This window comes from Methylobacterium indicum, from assembly GCF_001043895.1.
Classification (GTDB): domain Bacteria; phylum Pseudomonadota; class Alphaproteobacteria; order Rhizobiales; family Beijerinckiaceae; genus Methylobacterium; species Methylobacterium indicum.
Map to the genome: position 1 here is coordinate 1 of NZ_JTHF01000133.1, position 582 is coordinate 582.

General features: G+C 70.6%; 1 protein-coding gene. It reads right to left on the reverse strand.

The features are described 5' to 3' along the window. Window positions 1–4 precede the first annotated feature (4 nt). Window positions 5–582, reverse strand: a 578-nt coding sequence (locus tag QR78_RS32905; protein ID WP_048428638.1) for an LptA/OstA family protein, incomplete at its 5' end; no start/stop codon positions are given.

Sequence of the window (582 nt, forward strand, 5' to 3'; positions counted from 1 at the left end):
CCGCCTACCCCCGCGGCTTCGGCGCCGCCTTCCCCGCCTGTCCCGGCGGCTGCGCACAGCCCGCCTGCTTGCCCTTGGCGCCGTCGTCCTTGCCGCCCGGCACGAACATCGCCGACACGCGGCCGCCCGCGACCGGGTCCATGTTCGCCCGGCCGGTATTCATGTCGTAGACGAGGCGCGAGCCGCGGGTGACGTTCTGGCACTGGCTCAGCACCACGTTGCCGGTGAGCACGACGCGGTTCGCCACCCGGTCGAACACCGCGTTGTCGCCGCTCGCCACTTGATCCTTCGACACGACCGTGACCGGGCCGGCGCAGACCACCTGGCGGATCGCGCTGCCGTCGGTGGGATCGGACGATTTTTCGGCCTTCTCCACCTTGGGCTCGGCCTTCGCCTCGACCTTCACGGGCTTCTCGACGGGCTTCGCCTCCGCGGGCTTCGCGTCCGCGGCTTGGGCGATGGACGCCTTCGCGTCGGCGCCCTTGCCGTCCAAACCCTTCGCCTCGGCCTTGCCCTTCGGCTCCTTCTCCTTGCGCTGGTAGTGCACGGTCATGCTGGAGCAGCGGATGGTGCTCTCGCCCT